16 protein-coding genes and 2 pseudogenes are annotated in these 13,752 nt (G+C 53.7%); 9 read left to right on the top strand and 9 right to left on the bottom strand.

The features are described 5' to 3' along the window. Positions 1-592: 592 nt before the first annotated feature. Genes ACZ1HF_RS11575 through ACZ1HF_RS11550 form a run of 6 tightly spaced genes read right to left on the bottom strand, consistent with a single transcriptional unit; the run spans position 593 to position 3,672 of the window. Positions 593-847, bottom strand: a complete 255-nt coding sequence (locus ACZ1HF_RS11575) for a hypothetical protein (RefSeq protein WP_472657649.1) — start codon at positions 845-847, stop codon at positions 593-595. Further along, entirely contained in the window at positions 844-1,479 is a 636-nt protein-coding gene (locus ACZ1HF_RS11570; protein WP_472657648.1) for an alpha/beta fold hydrolase, read from the bottom strand. The genes ACZ1HF_RS11575 and ACZ1HF_RS11570 overlap by 4 nt, the downstream gene beginning before the upstream one ends. A 29-nt stretch (positions 1,480-1,508) precedes the next feature. Further along, positions 1,509-2,441 carry a branched-chain amino acid ABC transporter permease gene (locus tag ACZ1HF_RS11565; RefSeq protein ID WP_472657647.1) on the bottom strand — a complete coding sequence of 311 codons (933 nt, stop codon included), beginning with the start codon at positions 2,439-2,441 and terminating at the stop codon, positions 1,509-1,511. After that, positions 2,442-2,813 carry a branched-chain amino acid ABC transporter permease gene (locus ACZ1HF_RS11560; RefSeq protein ID WP_472657646.1) on the bottom strand — a complete coding sequence of 124 codons (372 nt, stop codon included), beginning with the start codon at positions 2,811-2,813 and terminating at the stop codon, positions 2,442-2,444. Next, positions 2,774-3,331 (bottom strand): branched-chain amino acid ABC transporter permease, encoded by a 558-nt coding sequence (locus tag ACZ1HF_RS11555; RefSeq protein WP_472657645.1) that lies wholly within the window; start codon positions 3,329-3,331, stop codon positions 2,774-2,776. Before ACZ1HF_RS11555 ends, ACZ1HF_RS11560 begins: the two co-directional genes overlap by 40 nt. After that, positions 3,328-3,672: an ATP-binding cassette domain-containing protein gene (locus tag ACZ1HF_RS11550; RefSeq protein ID WP_472657643.1), complete on the bottom strand. Its 345-nt coding sequence runs from the start codon at positions 3,670-3,672 to the stop codon at positions 3,328-3,330. The genes ACZ1HF_RS11555 and ACZ1HF_RS11550 overlap by 4 nt, the downstream gene beginning before the upstream one ends. A gap of 147 nt (positions 3,673-3,819) precedes the next feature. Between ACZ1HF_RS11550 and ACZ1HF_RS11545 the strand changes: the two are divergent. Continuing rightward, positions 3,820-3,924, top strand: a pseudogene (locus tag ACZ1HF_RS11545) (DNA polymerase III subunit chi); the annotation flags it as partial. 169 nt (positions 3,925-4,093) lie between these two features. Here the strand turns inward: ACZ1HF_RS11545 and tnpA are convergent. Continuing rightward, positions 4,094-4,513 carry an IS200/IS605 family transposase gene (gene tnpA, locus ACZ1HF_RS11540; protein WP_472657642.1) on the bottom strand — a complete coding sequence of 140 codons (420 nt, stop codon included), beginning with the start codon at positions 4,511-4,513 and terminating at the stop codon, positions 4,094-4,096. A 379-nt stretch (positions 4,514-4,892) separates the two neighbouring features. On the opposite strand from tnpA, the gene ACZ1HF_RS11535 reads away from it, so the two are divergent. The 5 genes and pseudogenes from ACZ1HF_RS11535 (at position 4,893) to ACZ1HF_RS11515 (ending at position 9,419) form a co-directional block, all read left to right on the top strand. After that, complete coding sequence (locus tag ACZ1HF_RS11535; RefSeq protein WP_472657641.1) at positions 4,893-5,594, top strand: LysE family translocator; 702 nt, start codon at positions 4,893-4,895, stop codon at positions 5,592-5,594. A gap of 200 nt (positions 5,595-5,794) precedes the next feature. Next, complete coding sequence (locus ACZ1HF_RS11530; protein ID WP_472657640.1) at positions 5,795-5,959, top strand: hypothetical protein; 165 nt, start codon at positions 5,795-5,797, stop codon at positions 5,957-5,959. Between the two features lie 86 nt (positions 5,960-6,045). After that, positions 6,046-7,149 (top strand): annotated as a pseudogene (tnpC, locus tag ACZ1HF_RS11525) (IS66 family transposase); the annotation flags it as partial. A gap of 106 nt (positions 7,150-7,255) precedes the next feature. After that, positions 7,256-7,873, top strand: coding sequence for a PAS-domain containing protein (locus tag ACZ1HF_RS11520; protein ID WP_472657639.1), 618 nt, complete (start codon positions 7,256-7,258; stop codon positions 7,871-7,873). Further along, a complete protein-coding gene (locus tag ACZ1HF_RS11515; RefSeq protein ID WP_472657638.1) occupies positions 7,818-9,419 on the top strand; it encodes a response regulator in 1,602 nt (533 codons plus the stop codon). Before ACZ1HF_RS11520 ends, ACZ1HF_RS11515 begins: the two co-directional genes overlap by 56 nt. On the opposite strand, the gene ACZ1HF_RS11510 is transcribed toward ACZ1HF_RS11515, so the two are convergent. After that, positions 9,404-10,411 (bottom strand): asparaginase, encoded by a 1,008-nt coding sequence (locus ACZ1HF_RS11510; RefSeq protein ID WP_472657637.1) that lies wholly within the window; start codon positions 10,409-10,411, stop codon positions 9,404-9,406. The genes ACZ1HF_RS11515 and ACZ1HF_RS11510 overlap by 16 nt on opposite strands. A gap of 170 nt (positions 10,412-10,581) precedes the next feature. On the opposite strand from ACZ1HF_RS11510, the gene ACZ1HF_RS11505 reads away from it, so the two are divergent. Both ACZ1HF_RS11505 and rlmN read left to right on the top strand, forming a co-directional pair. Next, on the top strand, positions 10,582-11,112 hold the full coding sequence (locus tag ACZ1HF_RS11505) for an invasion associated locus B family protein (protein ID WP_472657636.1): 531 nt from the start codon (positions 10,582-10,584) through the stop codon (positions 11,110-11,112). Positions 11,113-11,192: 80 nt separating this feature from the next. Then, positions 11,193-12,377, top strand: coding sequence for a dual-specificity RNA methyltransferase RlmN (gene rlmN, locus ACZ1HF_RS11500; protein ID WP_472657635.1), 1,185 nt, complete (start codon positions 11,193-11,195; stop codon positions 12,375-12,377). 81 nt (positions 12,378-12,458) lie between these two features. Here the strand turns inward: rlmN and ACZ1HF_RS11495 are convergent, their stop codons facing one another. Beyond that, positions 12,459-13,058, bottom strand: a complete 600-nt coding sequence (locus tag ACZ1HF_RS11495; protein ID WP_472657634.1) for a L,D-transpeptidase — start codon at positions 13,056-13,058, stop codon at positions 12,459-12,461. A gap of 161 nt (positions 13,059-13,219) precedes the next feature. Here ACZ1HF_RS11495 and dalA point away from each other — a divergent pair, with 161 nt between their 5' ends. Beyond that, a complete protein-coding gene (gene dalA / locus ACZ1HF_RS11490; protein ID WP_472657633.1) occupies positions 13,220-13,729 on the top strand; it encodes a divisome-associated lipoprotein DalA in 510 nt (169 codons plus the stop codon). Positions 13,730-13,752 lie beyond the last annotated feature (23 nt).

The following is a 13,752-nucleotide window of genomic DNA, read 5'->3' as shown; positions in this document are numbered from 1 at the left end:
GGGAGCTCTGATTTAGGTATCCTCGACTTTTTCGGTGGCCATCAGGTCGCTTGGAATTCAGTTTCGCCGCGCATCATTGCGCGCATGATGATGGCTATCCGACACCTAGTGCTACCGGCGTCGGTTCGTCGATTATCTAAGCAACGATGCCCCTTGCAAAACCGCCATTGGACGATAGCCAATCTACCAGTACAGATCGCCAGGCGGCGACGATTGGATCGGAGATTTCGGCCATGAAAACATCATGCGGTTTTGCAACCGCCCCTTCGTATCTGCATCACAGATGGATGCTGCGATGTAGGAAAATATGTGGAAGGTGGTTGGCCCGGAAGACCAACTCTGGATTCTGGGCAACTTTGCCTTTGGCTCTAAGGCCAAGGACAGCGCTTAGCCAATCAACAGACTTTTTCAACAGTATCTCCGCATAATGTACTGCCCCTAGTTTGAATTTTGCCAAGCTGGTACTTGGATCTGCTAAAGCTAGTCTGTTTGTAAGCCGTCGAACGCTCATCGACAATGCTTGCCCTTCTAGCGCCTTTCCACAAACCGAAGGAATTCGCACCGCTCATGTAACCAGACATTTTCTTTGTAATCATGTGGCCGCCCAGGCCAGGAAGTTTCTAAAGCAGTCACTGAACTCGTCGGGCTTGTTGAAGAACGGCGCATGCTGCCCGTCGACTATGTCGCAAGGGCCACCTGTCCAGATTCTTCCGTACTCGAGACTGGCGATGTATTCATGATCCAAAAACGGGTCGTCGGATCCATTGAGGATCGCAAAAGGAATGAGACCATCGCGAAGCATGCGCATTTGCCGCGGCCAATCCACGACTCCGAGCTTGGTAATCATGTAGTATCGGGTCCGGCCATCCGTGCGTGAAATGTTTCGGTGCATGAACGCGCTGTCAGGTGAAAGGGGGCAGTGGCAGAACTTGCATAGGTATGTTGTTCTGCGCAGGTGAAATATTGCTTTCCAGCCAAAATCAGGTGGCTTGACGCGTCATAGCCGCGTGCGAAATCTTCTGGCACCACGTTCAGAGGTGCCGTTCCGGTGATGCAAAGTCCCGAAAACGCGTTAGGGTTGCGCGCAGTCAGTTCCAGGCCGACATACCCACCGAGAGACCATCCCAGAATAGTCGCATTCTGCGCTTCAGACCTGGCGAGTACGTCTTCGGCAACGTCGGCATAGGCAGCGATATTGTAGGCGGTTTCAGGGTTCGCATTGTCCGACACCCCATGTCCCGGAAGGTCAAACGTGATTAGCCGATGGGTGTCTCTGAAAGCGTCAAAAAACTTGGTATAGGCTTCTTTGCATGCCGAGTTGCCGTGTATGGCAAGAATGACAGGATTGTCCCCACCCGTATCACTCACAGAGATTTTGCCATGGCGCGTATGTATGAACGTCTCGGGTGCACCCAGCAAGGCTTCGCGTGCGGCTTTTCCGCGGTGCTGCCGGATGCGCGCGACAAGAGCCGTGCGCACCGTGGTGACACCTTCGCGCAACTCCTGAATTACGCCCCAGATCCCGCCGGGTACAGGATCATCACCACAATGATGAGCAGGGCGATCAGGATGTCCCGCCAGGGCCCGAAATCGGCCATCGCCTCTGACAGCAAGACGATGACAAAGGACGCGGTGACCGGGCCCCAGATCGTCCCGATCCCGCCAACCAAAAGGATCGACAGGACCAGGGTCAATGAACCCAGTCCGAAGATATCCGGGGACGCCACGCGCACATAGGACGCATAGAACCCACCCGCAATTCCGGTAAAAAGACCGCTGCCAGCAAGTGTGATTGCGCGCGTCCTTGCTACCGGAACACCTCTGGAGATGGCGGCGTATTTCGCGTCTCGCAAAGCAACAATTGCGCGGCCCCATTTGGAGCGTGTTGTCGCATGCAGAAATGCGCAAGCTGCGATCAGCAGAACAAGGGCGGCATAGTAATATCCGATCCGGCCATCCTTGGTGAACCGGTAGTCCCCGATGCTGAGGGCCGGGAGTGTCACCATGCCGGATGTTCCACCGGTGACCGACGATTGGCTTATGATGATCTGGTAGACCAATTTTGAAAACGCAATGGTTACCAGAATGACATAGATGCCATCAAGCCTCAGAACTGGGAGCGAGATCACGATTGCCACCATAACGGCAACAGGTCCAGCCGCCAGCACCGCGATCCACGGGTTCACACCAAACGTCTTGGCGAGGATGGCGTAGGTGTAGATGCCCACGGCAAAGAGCGCAACATGGGCAAAATTGAACAAACCGCCGTAACCCAGGCTCAAATCCCAGCTTGCTGCCACAACGGCGAAGACAAAAACCAACACCATGAGGTGACGCGTATAGCTGGCGTCAGAAATCCACGGAAGACCGATCAGCCCAGCAAGGACGATCAGCGTTGGAATGAGCCCGTTTGATTTATGAAATGGGGGATCGTAGCGCATTCACAAGGTCCTCTGGTGATGTCCAAAGAGGCCTGATGGTTTCATAAACAAGACGACGATCATCATCGCAAAGAGAACCGCTGGCGTCCAATAGAGCCCCACGAAGTAGTTCGAAAATGACTCAACCAGCCCGATGATGAAGGCCGCGTAAATGGGACTGGTGAAGCGCGCGATCCCTCCGAAGATCACGACGATCAACGCTTTCATCAAGGGATCGCTGCCCATGGTTGGTGTCATGAAACGAACGCCGCCCAGGAAGATACCCGCGAGAGCGGCCATGGCCGCAGAAATGCCGAAAGCCAAAGCAAAGAGCCGGGGAACATCAAGTCCCATCAATTCAGCAGCTTCCCTGTTTTGGGAAACCGCGCGCATCGCGCCCCCGGCTTTGTGCGTCCTAGAAACCAGCCCAACCCGGCCAGGGTCGCGGCAACCAAGGCGATGAGCACGAGGTCATTTACCGGAAAGCTGAACAAGCCCAGATCAATCCCGCCGTGGGCGATGCGGCCAAGTTGCTTTGAACGCGGCCCCCAGATCAGGTTGATAGCGCTTTCGATGATGGCCGCACCGGCAAGCGTTGTGATCACCGAAGAGGTCACGATGTCGGCACGTCGCTCAAAAGGGCGCACCAGCGCCAGATGGAACAGGATGCCGAAGAAGAACATTGAAACGGTCGCCCCGATTGTGCCAATGGTAAGCCCGAGACTGGCCGCCTGACTATCGGCGAGCGACCATCCGACATACGCGCCTAGTGCGATAAATGCTCCGTGCGCGAAGTTGAAGATGCCAAGAGTTGTCCAGATCGCGGCCAGACCCGCAGCCATTAGAGCATAGATAGCACCAAGAACGACGCCACCCGCCGCCACTGCCAAAAACGTCTCGATCTCCATCATGAGGTTACCCCGCCAAACAGCATCGCCATGAGGGTGTCGTGGTCTGGTATATCATTGCGCTCAAGCACATTGGAAATCCGGCCATGATCAAAGAGGTAGAGGCGGTCAATCAATTCGGAGAGGAACGAGACATCCTGATCAATCACGATCAGGGGCACCGACATCGCCTTTATGGATTTGATTGCCGTGCAAAGCTCGGTGCGCAGTTTGGGAGACAGGCCAAGGGTGGGTTCATTAAGTATGAGCAATCTGGGTTCCGCGAGAAGGCCAGTAGCGATGGACACCATTTGCCTTTCGCCGCCGGACAGAAACCGGATTTTGTGGGTGTGGCGTTCGGCCAATCTTGGAAAGAGCGTATCAATTTGTTTGAACCGCTCTATCGTCTGCGATCTCGAAACTCTTCCGGCTGCGGTTAAGGATACAGAAATACCAGAAAGTGCGTCGAGTCCGTAGAATCTGATTAATTAGGGTACAGCGACATAAGCGTTGCCCCCGGTCAATGGAAAGCGCTCACAAACGCCGGCGTGGCCGCGAAGTACTGGTCTCAGGAGAGTGGCAAATGGGAGTTGAAAGCGGAGAGTAACGGGGCGTGATTAAGCCCTGCTGCGGCCCAAGAGAAGAAGGATTAAACCGACCACAATTCCCGCGCCGCCGCCTAGGATGGTTGTGACCGTGGCGACGTCTTCAGCAGGTGCGTCGGGTTGCGACGTTCTTAGAAATACTAAAAACCCAAATGCGATGAGCCCTAGAACAACTAAACCACTACCGGCTTATGCCGGTAGGTTTCCGTTTGGAGTGAAGCTCCAGATACTTAAGTATGACATCGTCGGTCACATTGCCCGAGGTGGTCGAAAAATATCCACGGGCCCAAAACCGCCTGCCCCAGTATCGCTTTCGCAAGTCCGGAAATTCCATCTGGATTTTGCGCGACAGGCGGCCCTTGATCCGCTGCATCACCGTCGACAACGCCAGATGCGGCGGGATCGATACAAACATATGCACGTGATCGCTCGACAGCACACCTTTCTCGATATCGACCCCCATCTCAGCGCAAGTCTGGTAGATGATCTCGCGCAGGCGCAACCGCATGTCGCCCTTCAACACCTTGAACCGATATTTGGTCACCCAAACAATATGATATCGGTGATAGAATTTGGTATGACTGCCAGTATAATAGGCCATGACCCTTCTCCCTGTTTTTGGCTTTCACCCAAGGGCGAGCCAAAAACAGGGAGAAGGGTCATCAGGATTTAGCTGAAGCGAACCGGCTGAAAGCCGGTGGATTTAAACCTAAGAATTGGAAATTAACAAAATACCATTACGTTTCATTGGTTTTCCCGTTCGCTTCACAACGTATATGTAAAACCCGGATGTTGATGGATGTCAAACCAGTTCAACGCAGCCATTCTACATCATTAGACCTTGCCGTAATCGGTTATCAGCCCTGCGTGACAAAATTCAAATGTTCCACGTCAGCTTTACTTATACTTGGTGGGGAAGATAGATGTAATTAAGACAACATTTGGCGCTTTGGCCCTGTCTTTGATGGCGACGGTCGCACATGAACTATTTTGATCCGTTGACTTCTGGGATGGGGGGCTCCTTTGTTGTTCTCAACCAGCAAGGGAACAATGCGATGGAACTTCAGGCATTCTTGATTTTCGCGACGACACAGGCCGTCGTGATCGCGTCGCCCGGTCCATCCGCGATCCTCGTGGCGTCGCAAGGCGCGACAAACGGCTGGCGCAGGACCGTTTTCCAAATGTTCGGGATGATGGTCGCAACGGCGATCTACTTCGTTATGTCGGCGACGGGGCTGGCCGCTCTCATCCTCGCGTCCAACCTTGTCTTCCAAATCATCAAGTGGGTTGGCGTCGGCTACCTTATCTATCTCGGCCTTACCGCCTTACTCAGCCGCTCGGGTGGGCTCTCTGTCAGGCGGACGGGTAAAGTGAGGTCCCGGAAGGCTCTCTTCTCGCAAGGCTTTGTCGTAGAGTTCGCCAATCCCAAGGTACTTCTCTTCTTCGCGGCAATCCTCCCGCAGTTCCTCGACACCGCCGCGCCGATTGCACCGCAGATGATCATCATGGGGCTGACGGGGGCTGCGATGCAGTTTGTGATTTACTCTGCCTATGCGAAGCTGGGGGACACGCTTGCCAATGGCGGCCTGCGCGCCTGGATTGTCGGTCTGATCAACAGAACGGCCGGAGCGGCCCTTATCTTCGCGGGCATTAAGATGGCGAGCGTCACCGCCGAACGATAGGGTGCGGGCCAGCGGCACGTCGAGCTGGAAGCCCCCAAGGACACAGGTTGTGCCAAAACTCAACCGTTTGTGTCACCGGCGATAACCACCGATTTAGGTGAAAAACTCGACCTACTACATCTTGTGTTTGGTCAAGGCGCGCCTTCCCAAACCGCTGTAATCGCGGTCAAAGGCAGTGTTTTTGGCGGGTGGACGAGGTCGTGTTTGCGCCTTTGGTCGTTGCGGAACCAGATGTCCCGCCAAAGATCGCTGCCGAAGCCTCATCCGTATTGGAGACGATTGATCTTATCAAAGGCGATGTGACTGTCCGCTTGTCTGCAACGACCTCTGCGCAGCGGATTGCCGAACTGGCGGCTGCGCTGTGATCCATCCATCCCATGGGGTGAAGATCTTTGTGGCAACAAAGCCGGTGGACTTCCGCAAAGGTCATGACGGGTTGGCGGCTCTCGTTCAGTTCCGCGTGATCGTTACGCGCCGCCCGCGCTATGCATGCCGCAAATGCGAGGGCAGCTTTGTTCAGGCCCCTGCAGTGCCGCGTCTTATCGAAGGTGGCATGCCAACTGAGGCAACTGTTGCCACTGTTCTGGTCTCCAAGTTTGCCGATCACCAGCCACTGTTCCGCCAGTCACAAATCTATGCCCGTCAGGGTGTCGATATCGAACGGTCGACCTTGGTCTCATGGGTCGGTAAAGCAGCGCATGAACTGGTGCCGGTCTACGACGCCTTGCTCAGACATCTCAAAACATCGACCAAACTCTTCATGGATGAGACCCCGGCGCCGGTGCTCGATCCGGGGCGGGGTAAGGTGAAGAAAGGGTACTTTTGGGCACTGGCCCGGGATGATCGAGCCTGGAACGGGCCAGAACCGCCAGGTGTTGCGTTTACCTATGCACCGGGACGATCCGGCAAGTACGCATCCCAAATCTTGCAAGGCTTTGAAGGAACCCTGCAAGTGGACGGCTATGCAGGATATAACCGTGTGCTTGACCCACGGGACAATGCGCCAATCCAACTGGCCTACTGCTGGGCGCATGCCCGTCGGAAGCTCTATGAACTGACCGAGAACAACGTCGCCCCCATCGCCGAGGCGGGCCTCAAGCAGATCGCGGCACTCTATCGGATAGAGAGCAAGGCCCGCGGTCTGACAGCACAGGACCGCCTTGCCATGCGACAAGACCGATCAGCGCCGAAGATTGCAGCGTTCAAGGATTGGTTGGATGCTGCAAGCGCGCAAGTGTCCGCTAAATCCCCCACCGGTGAGGCACTGAAGTACATCGCCAAATATTGGGACGGCTTGATCCTGTTCCTTAGCGATGGCCGCATCGAGATGGACAGCAACGCCGTCGAGCGCACCATCCGTCCGATTGCCCTACAGCGCAAGAATGCACTCTTTGCAGGTCATGACGCCGGTGCACAAAACTGGGCCGTCATCGCGTCGCTCATTGAGACGTGCAAACTCAACAAAGTCGAACCCCACAGCTACCTGACCGGTGTGCTCACGGCCATCGTCAATGGACATAAGCAGAAAGACATCGATCAACTGCTGCCGTGGAACTGGGTGGACGGAAAAAACCGCTTACACTCTTCCATCGTTAAGCGCTTGTTTACTTTGTTTGGTGAATGTTCGGTTAAGACATTCCATTCATTGCGAGCGGGCAGATATGACGAAGATTGCGTTTGAAACAGAACTTTCCCAAGAACGCCGTGCGCGCTTGGCGGCAGAACGTCTACTGGATCAAAAACAGGCAGAGCTGACCGAGGCAAATCGTAAATTGTCGCAGCATGCTTTGTCTCTGTCAGATCAGATCGTTGATCAACGCAAGGTTGTCCAGCAGTTGGAGGGCCAGAATTCTCAGGTGTCCCAGGATCTGGAGACTGCCAATTATAAGGTAGTTGCAGCAGAACGCCTGCTTTGGGACGCGCTGGAAACAATGCCGGACGGATTTGCTTTGTTCGACAGGGATTTACACCTGATCGCAGCGAATACGCCTTACCTGAACGTCTTTGACGGGGCAGACCTTATCAAACCAGGGGTTAGCTACGAAAGTATTCTCAATCTGAGTTTGGACGAAGGTATTATCGACCTGCAAGGCAAGGATGAAACCGACTGGTACGACTTCATGCTCGCCCGCTGGTCAGAGCGCCGGATTGCGCCCACCACATTGCGTTTCTGGAACGGGATGTATGTCAAGATGATCGATCGCCGGACCTCAGATGGGGGTGGTGTCGCTTGTTCTCAATATCACCGACACAATTCTGAAAGAGGCAGAGCTGCGTGAAGCCCGTGATAAGGCACAAGCTGCTGATCGCGCAAAATCGGCATTCCTTGCCAAGATGAGCCATGAACTGCGTACACCGATGAATGGTGTGGTTGGTATGGCCGGCTTGCTTCTTGAAAGTGATCTGGATGAGGATAATAGGCTCTATGCAAGCACCATACAGTCCTCAAGTGAGGCTCTACTAGAGATTATCAATAATGTTTTGGACTTCTCCAAAATTGAAGCGGATAGATTGATACTCAAACCAAAAGCCTTCGATCTGGAACGTCTGGTCCAAGAGGTCGCCCTACTGGTGGAGCCTATGGTGTTGCAGAAAGATATCTCTTTCAACGTGGATTATGACCAATTCCTGCCAACCGAATTTTATGGCGATACTGGCCGTATCCGACAGATTTTGATCAATCTGGTTGGCAACGCGGTCAAATTCACTGAACGCGGTCATGTGTTGATCCGCGTCGTGGGGCTGAGCACGGCCGCTGATAAGTACCGGATTCACTGCACTGTTGAGGATAGCGGTATTGGCATTGACCCTGAGAAGGTCGACCATATTTTTGGTGAGTTCAACCAGGTCGAGGAAGATGCGAACAGGGCCTATGAAGGCACAGGGCTTGGTTTGGCGATCACGCGGAAATTGATCGAACACATGGGGGGCGAGGTCTGGGTTGAAAGCGAAAAGGGCGTCGGTTCTTGTTTTGGCTTTATGATCACATTGCCAATCATTAGCGAGCAAAGAATCCCGCCCTTTGATCTACCGGATCATCTGACGCATGCACTGGTGCTGGACGCTAACCGCTTGCAGCAGACGACACTGATCCGGCAACTTGAAATGCTGGGGTTGTCTGTACAGGGCTGCGCAACCACTGAAGATGCTCTTGCCTGTCTGCGAGATCGGCAAGCAAGTGTTGTTTTTGCTGCGGCCAATCCTGCCGATGATCATGCATTGGGGTTTCGTCAAATCTGCGCAACATCTTTCCCGAACCTGCCCATTGTTACGATGACACAAGGAGACGCCAAGCCTGATGACGGTAGCCTGGTCCTCAAAAAACCCGTGTTGCGGCATGAGCTTCTGGATCTACTGAACGGGCTACCGTTGAACGTGTCGCCACCGCCGCTGATCCTGCGGGGCAGCAGCACTCTGCGTGTGCTGGCTGCGGAGGATAACAAGACCAATCAGCTTGTCTTCACCAAGATGCTAAAGGGTCTGAATCTGGATATAGAGATGGTTAGCAATGGCCATGACGCCATCGCCGCGTTTCAAGAAAAGCGACCGGACTTGATTTTTATGGACATCTCGATGCCTGGGCTTGATGGGATGGAGGCTACAAAAGCGATCCGCACGGTCGAGACGACATTGGGTCTGCCTCGCACGCCCATCATAGCTATGACGGCCCATGCGATGGAGGGTGACAAGGAACGCATCCTTGACTGTGGTATTGATCATTACCTGACCAAGCCCCTTAACAAAGAACAGCTGCTGCAATATCTCTTCAACCACGCGCCGGAAGGGTACGAGTTGCATTTGCAACCAGATCAGGCGGTGTCCTGAAGGGATATGAACTGCGGTGATAACCGCATCTGCCCCGTCTCTATACCCCGCCAGTTTCGTATTGGACCAGCCAGGCGTTTCACCGCGGCAGGGTGATCTGCGTTCAAGCAGCCGTATTTCACCAGGAACGCAGCGGTCACACATTCCGCTGCGCGTGTAGCGCCGTCAGTGATCTTTACTGAAATCCCAAGCCCACGATCCGGAATAATCGCCACAAAAACGCCCTCTGCGCCGGTCTTGATCACGGCTTTGCCGTCCATGGCGCGCATGAGTTCCGTGCAAGCGCGACCTTCGCCTGCGACCAGCTCTGGATATGTGCGCATGGCATCGATCAACTGACGGGCCGCGCGAGCCCGCGCATCATCCCCTTGTACAGCCATCCGCGCCATGGCCCGTGCAAGCCCCGTCATCGTCGTGGCAAAGTTCGGGGCAGAGCAGCCATCAATGCCGTATCCCGGCGATATCTCTCCGGTAATGTCTTCAAAGGTCTCTCGAACAGCCTTTTGAATAGGGTGGTCCAGATCGATATATTCCGGTCCCGCGCCCAAATGCTTACCAAGCGTCAGAAATCCTGCATGCTTGCCCGAGCAATTGTTATGTATCTGGCAGGCTTCTTCCCCGCTGCGGATCAAAGCTTCGCGCGCATCTTTGTCTGATGGTGTCTGTGCACCGCAGCGCAATGCATCATCATCAAACCCCAGATCAGTCAGCCAGCGGGTCACACGATCAGTATGGATGTGTGCGCCCTGATGGGATGCACAGGATAAAGCCAGATGCGCCGGGGTTAATCCGAACCATGCTGCCGCACCGCTTTCAATCAGCGGAAGAGCCTGCAACATTTTGCACGATGATCGGGGTAAAATGACCTGATCGGGGTTACCCCAGGCCTCGACAATATTGCCTGCCACATCGCACACAACCGCATGACCTGTATGCTGAGATTCAAGAAATGGCCCCCTCCAGACTTCCACCATTGGGTTCGGGTTTGTCATCACATTCTCCTGCAAGGGCGAAAAATCGCTAAGGGGCCTTTCCTAAGTCATGCATATTGAGTAAAAAAATTGCAATTGGGATCGTAGAAGATTGTATCGTGGGAAAAAGAGCCTCAATGGTCATTTCCACATACGTAAGAGGCCAGAGCAAGCGGGAGCTACGAAAGAATATGAAAATAATGCTGAAGAGCATGATCGCAGTCGCAACCATATTGTTGGCGGTAGGATCAGCAATTGCGCAGGATACGTCCACAAATAGGGTTGCCGCTAACACTGACTGGAGTGTTTTTGTAGAGGAAAACCCAAAACAGTGTTGGATCGTCAGCGCGCCGAAAGAGACGTTGAACACTCAGGATGGTCAGCCCAAGACGGTAAATCGCGGGGAGATTCTGATGTTCGTCAGTTTTTGGCCCGAAACGAACAAGCTGGGCGAAGTCTCCTTTACCAGCGGTTATCCGTTTCCAAATGGTGCAACAGCGTCGCTGACGATCGGTAGTCGCCGATTTGAAATGTTCACATCCGGCGAAACTGCATGGGCTGCCTCTGAAGCAGAGGATGATCAAATCATCGCTGCTATGAAAGGAGGATCGCAGGCGATTATCACTGGCCAGTCCGGGCGTGGTACAGACACGAAAGACACGTTCTCGTTGCTTGGATTTACGGCTGCTTATGATGATGCAACCAAGCGGTGCGGCTCCTGACAACATGAATACCTTAGTTGCGGGTTTGATTTTTCCCGCAACTGGTGTATCTCGCGGTCTTCGCAATATGTGAGACTGACATGACCGCTACGGCGCCTATTACCCAGGATTTGATAACCATCCCGCGCAAATTGCCGGAGGATGGCCTTATCAATCTTGTGGGCCTCACCCGTAATCAGCTGCGTGATGTGCTGATCGCTGCCGGTACGCCTGAGAAGCAGGCGAAGATGCGCGTCGGCCAGATCTGGCAGTGGATCTATCAGAAAGGTGTTCGCGATTTTGACGCGATGACCAATCTGGCGAAAGATTACCGTGTAATGCTGGCAGGCAATTTCGAAATTACCTTGCCAGAGGTCGTAACGCGACAACTTAGCGAAGATGGCACGCGGAAATACCTTGTTCGCATTTCCGGCGGGCATGAGGTTGAGGTCGTGTATATCCCTGAAGAATCGCGCGGTACGCTGTGTATTTCCAGTCAGGTCGGTTGCACGCTCACATGTTCTTTTTGTCATACGGGCACACAGAAACTGGTGCGCAATCTAACCGCCGGGGAAATCATCGGTCAGGTCATGCTTGTCCGTGATGATCTGGGTGAATGGCCAGAACCGGGGCGCAACCCCAAGGACGAGACGCGTCTTTTGTCGAATATCGTTCTGATGGGTATGGGCGAGCCGCTTTATAATTTTGAGAATGTGCGCGACGCGATGAAAATTGCGATGGATCCGGAAGGTATCAGCCTTAGTCGTCGTCGGATTACGCTGTCGACTTCTGGTGTCGTACCCGAAATTTTCCGCACAGCAGAAGAAATCGGCTGTCTACTGGCGGTTTCTTTCCATGCAACAACGGATGAGGTGCGTGACAGACTGGTGCCGATCAACAAGCGTTGGAATATTGCCGAGCTTTTGGAAGCCTTGCGGACCTACCCTGAGGTTTCCAACAGTGAACGTATCACCTTTGAATACGTTATGCTGAAAGATGTGAATGATAGCGATGATGATGCGCGTCGATTGGTGCAGTTGATCAAAGGTATTCCGGCGAAAATCAATCTGATCCCGTTCAATGAATGGCCGGGCGCGCCATATCAGCGGTCATCGAACAACCGTATCAGGGCCTTTGCTGATATTATCTATAAAGCCGGATATGCCTCGCCCATACGTACACCGCGCGGGGAAGACATCATGGCTGCTTGCGGGCAGCTTAAATCAGCGACGGAACGGGCGCGAAAATCCAAAAAGCAGATTGATGCGGAAGCCGGGCTTTCATAAAAAGAGGCGGTGAAAATTTTCACCGCCCTTTGGATCTTACGAGATAGCTTGAGGTGTGACACAAGCCGCAAGGCAGGCCTGTCATATCAACAGCACCTGCGTCCCAACTTTCGCTTTTCCGAAAACTTCGGCAATGTGTTCATTGTATAGCCCAATACAACCGTTCGAAGACCGACGACCAATCTTGCGGGTATCATGGGTTCCGTGAATACGGTAGTAGGTCCATTGCAGATAAAGCGCGTGCGTCCCAAGGGGATTATCCGGGCCTGCACCTACAAAATCAGGCCATTCGGGATTGCGCCTTTTCATAGCGGGTGTCGGGCTCCAGGTTGGGCCTTCGACCTTGCGAACAACTTTCGTTCGCCCGCGGCGCGTCAGGTCTTCTGACATTGGTACGCTGGACGGGTACAGCTTGTATTCGCCGCTTTCCGTCCACATGTGCAATGCTCGGCTATCAATATCCACAAGAATCGCGCCATTCCTCAGGTTACTAAAGTATGGCTGCCACTCAAGAGACCGGAAGCTGGATATATTGCGCCGCACCACTTCTGTCAGATCACGTTCAACTTGGCCTGCGCCTGTGGTTTGCGCCAAAGCCGGCGCTGCAAGACCGCTTGTTGCGGCAGCGGCAGTCAGCAAGAATTTACGACGGTCAACGCCTTTATCTTTAGAATGCGTCATTAACCCTCTCCTTCTTTCAAAATTCGGACCCATTAATATGTCTTGCGGGCCGCAGTCGCAAATCAAACATTCCTGCGAGCGATTAATTCTTGCTACAATATTTGAACCGTCCCGCAGATCAGTTTAAAAGAGCAGTCGAACCAAAACTGGATAACATACCGATGTCACGACTTTTTTCACTCATGATCGCCGCTGTTTTGCTTTTATCAGCCTGTGGAACACCGCCACCAAGTGTTGGGCCTGATGGTAAACCCCTTAACCGCGTCTACCGAATCAAAGCCTCTGATACGGATGATATTCAGTTTCGTGTGCTCGACTCGGTCAATGCCTTAAGAGCATCTGCAGGTGCTGCAGAACTGAAACTAGATAGCGCTCTGAACGCTGCCGCCGAGACACATTCGCGGGATATGTCCGTTCAAAACAGGCCTTGGCACTTCGGATCGGATGGCTCTTCGCCTATCGATCGTGTCAAACGTGTTGGCTATACGGGCACGCTGGTTGGTGAAAATATCTCGGAAACCTACGAGAACGAATCCGAGACTCTGGCTGCTTGGATGAAACAGCCTGACACGCGCAATGTGGTCTTGTCCCCGAAAGCCCGTAAGCTGGGGTTTGCATGGTTTCAGGAGCGTAATGGCAAAATCTGGTGGACTATGGTAACCGGCAGCTAGGCAGCGTGGGCCCGTTTTGTCAG

The organism is Litoreibacter sp. GN1-5, assembly GCF_055693805.1.
This window is presented reverse-complemented; position numbering and strand designations above follow the sequence as displayed.

Excerpts from the sequence above, each read along its gene's own strand:
- ACZ1HF_RS11535 (WP_472657641.1), top strand. The coding sequence starts at position 4,893 with ATGAACTATTTTGATCCGTTGACTTCTGGGATGGGGGGCTCCTTTGTT.
- ACZ1HF_RS11510 (WP_472657637.1), bottom strand. The coding sequence starts at position 10,411 with ATGACAAACCCGAACCCAATGGTGGAAGTCTGGAGGGGGCCATTTCTT.
- ACZ1HF_RS11495 (WP_472657634.1), bottom strand. The coding sequence starts at position 13,058 with ATGACGCATTCTAAAGATAAAGGCGTTGACCGTCGTAAATTCTTGCTG.
- tnpA (WP_472657642.1), bottom strand. The coding sequence starts at position 4,513 with ATGGCCTATTATACTGGCAGTCATACCAAATTCTATCACCGATATCAT.
- ACZ1HF_RS11520 (WP_472657639.1), top strand. The coding sequence starts at position 7,256 with ATGACGAAGATTGCGTTTGAAACAGAACTTTCCCAAGAACGCCGTGCG.
- ACZ1HF_RS11505 (WP_472657636.1), top strand. The coding sequence starts at position 10,582 with ATGAAAATAATGCTGAAGAGCATGATCGCAGTCGCAACCATATTGTTG.
- ACZ1HF_RS11555 (WP_472657645.1), bottom strand. The coding sequence starts at position 3,331 with ATGATGGAGATCGAGACGTTTTTGGCAGTGGCGGCGGGTGGCGTCGTT.
- dalA (WP_472657633.1), top strand. The coding sequence starts at position 13,220 with ATGTCACGACTTTTTTCACTCATGATCGCCGCTGTTTTGCTTTTATCA.
- ACZ1HF_RS11575 (WP_472657649.1), bottom strand. The coding sequence starts at position 847 with ATGATTACCAAGCTCGGAGTCGTGGATTGGCCGCGGCAAATGCGCATG.
- ACZ1HF_RS11565 (WP_472657647.1), bottom strand. The coding sequence starts at position 2,441 with ATGCGCTACGATCCCCCATTTCATAAATCAAACGGGCTCATTCCAACG.
- rlmN (WP_472657635.1), top strand. The coding sequence starts at position 11,193 with ATGACCGCTACGGCGCCTATTACCCAGGATTTGATAACCATCCCGCGC.
- ACZ1HF_RS11560 (WP_472657646.1), bottom strand. The coding sequence starts at position 2,813 with ATGCGCGCGGTTTCCCAAAACAGGGAAGCTGCTGAATTGATGGGACTT.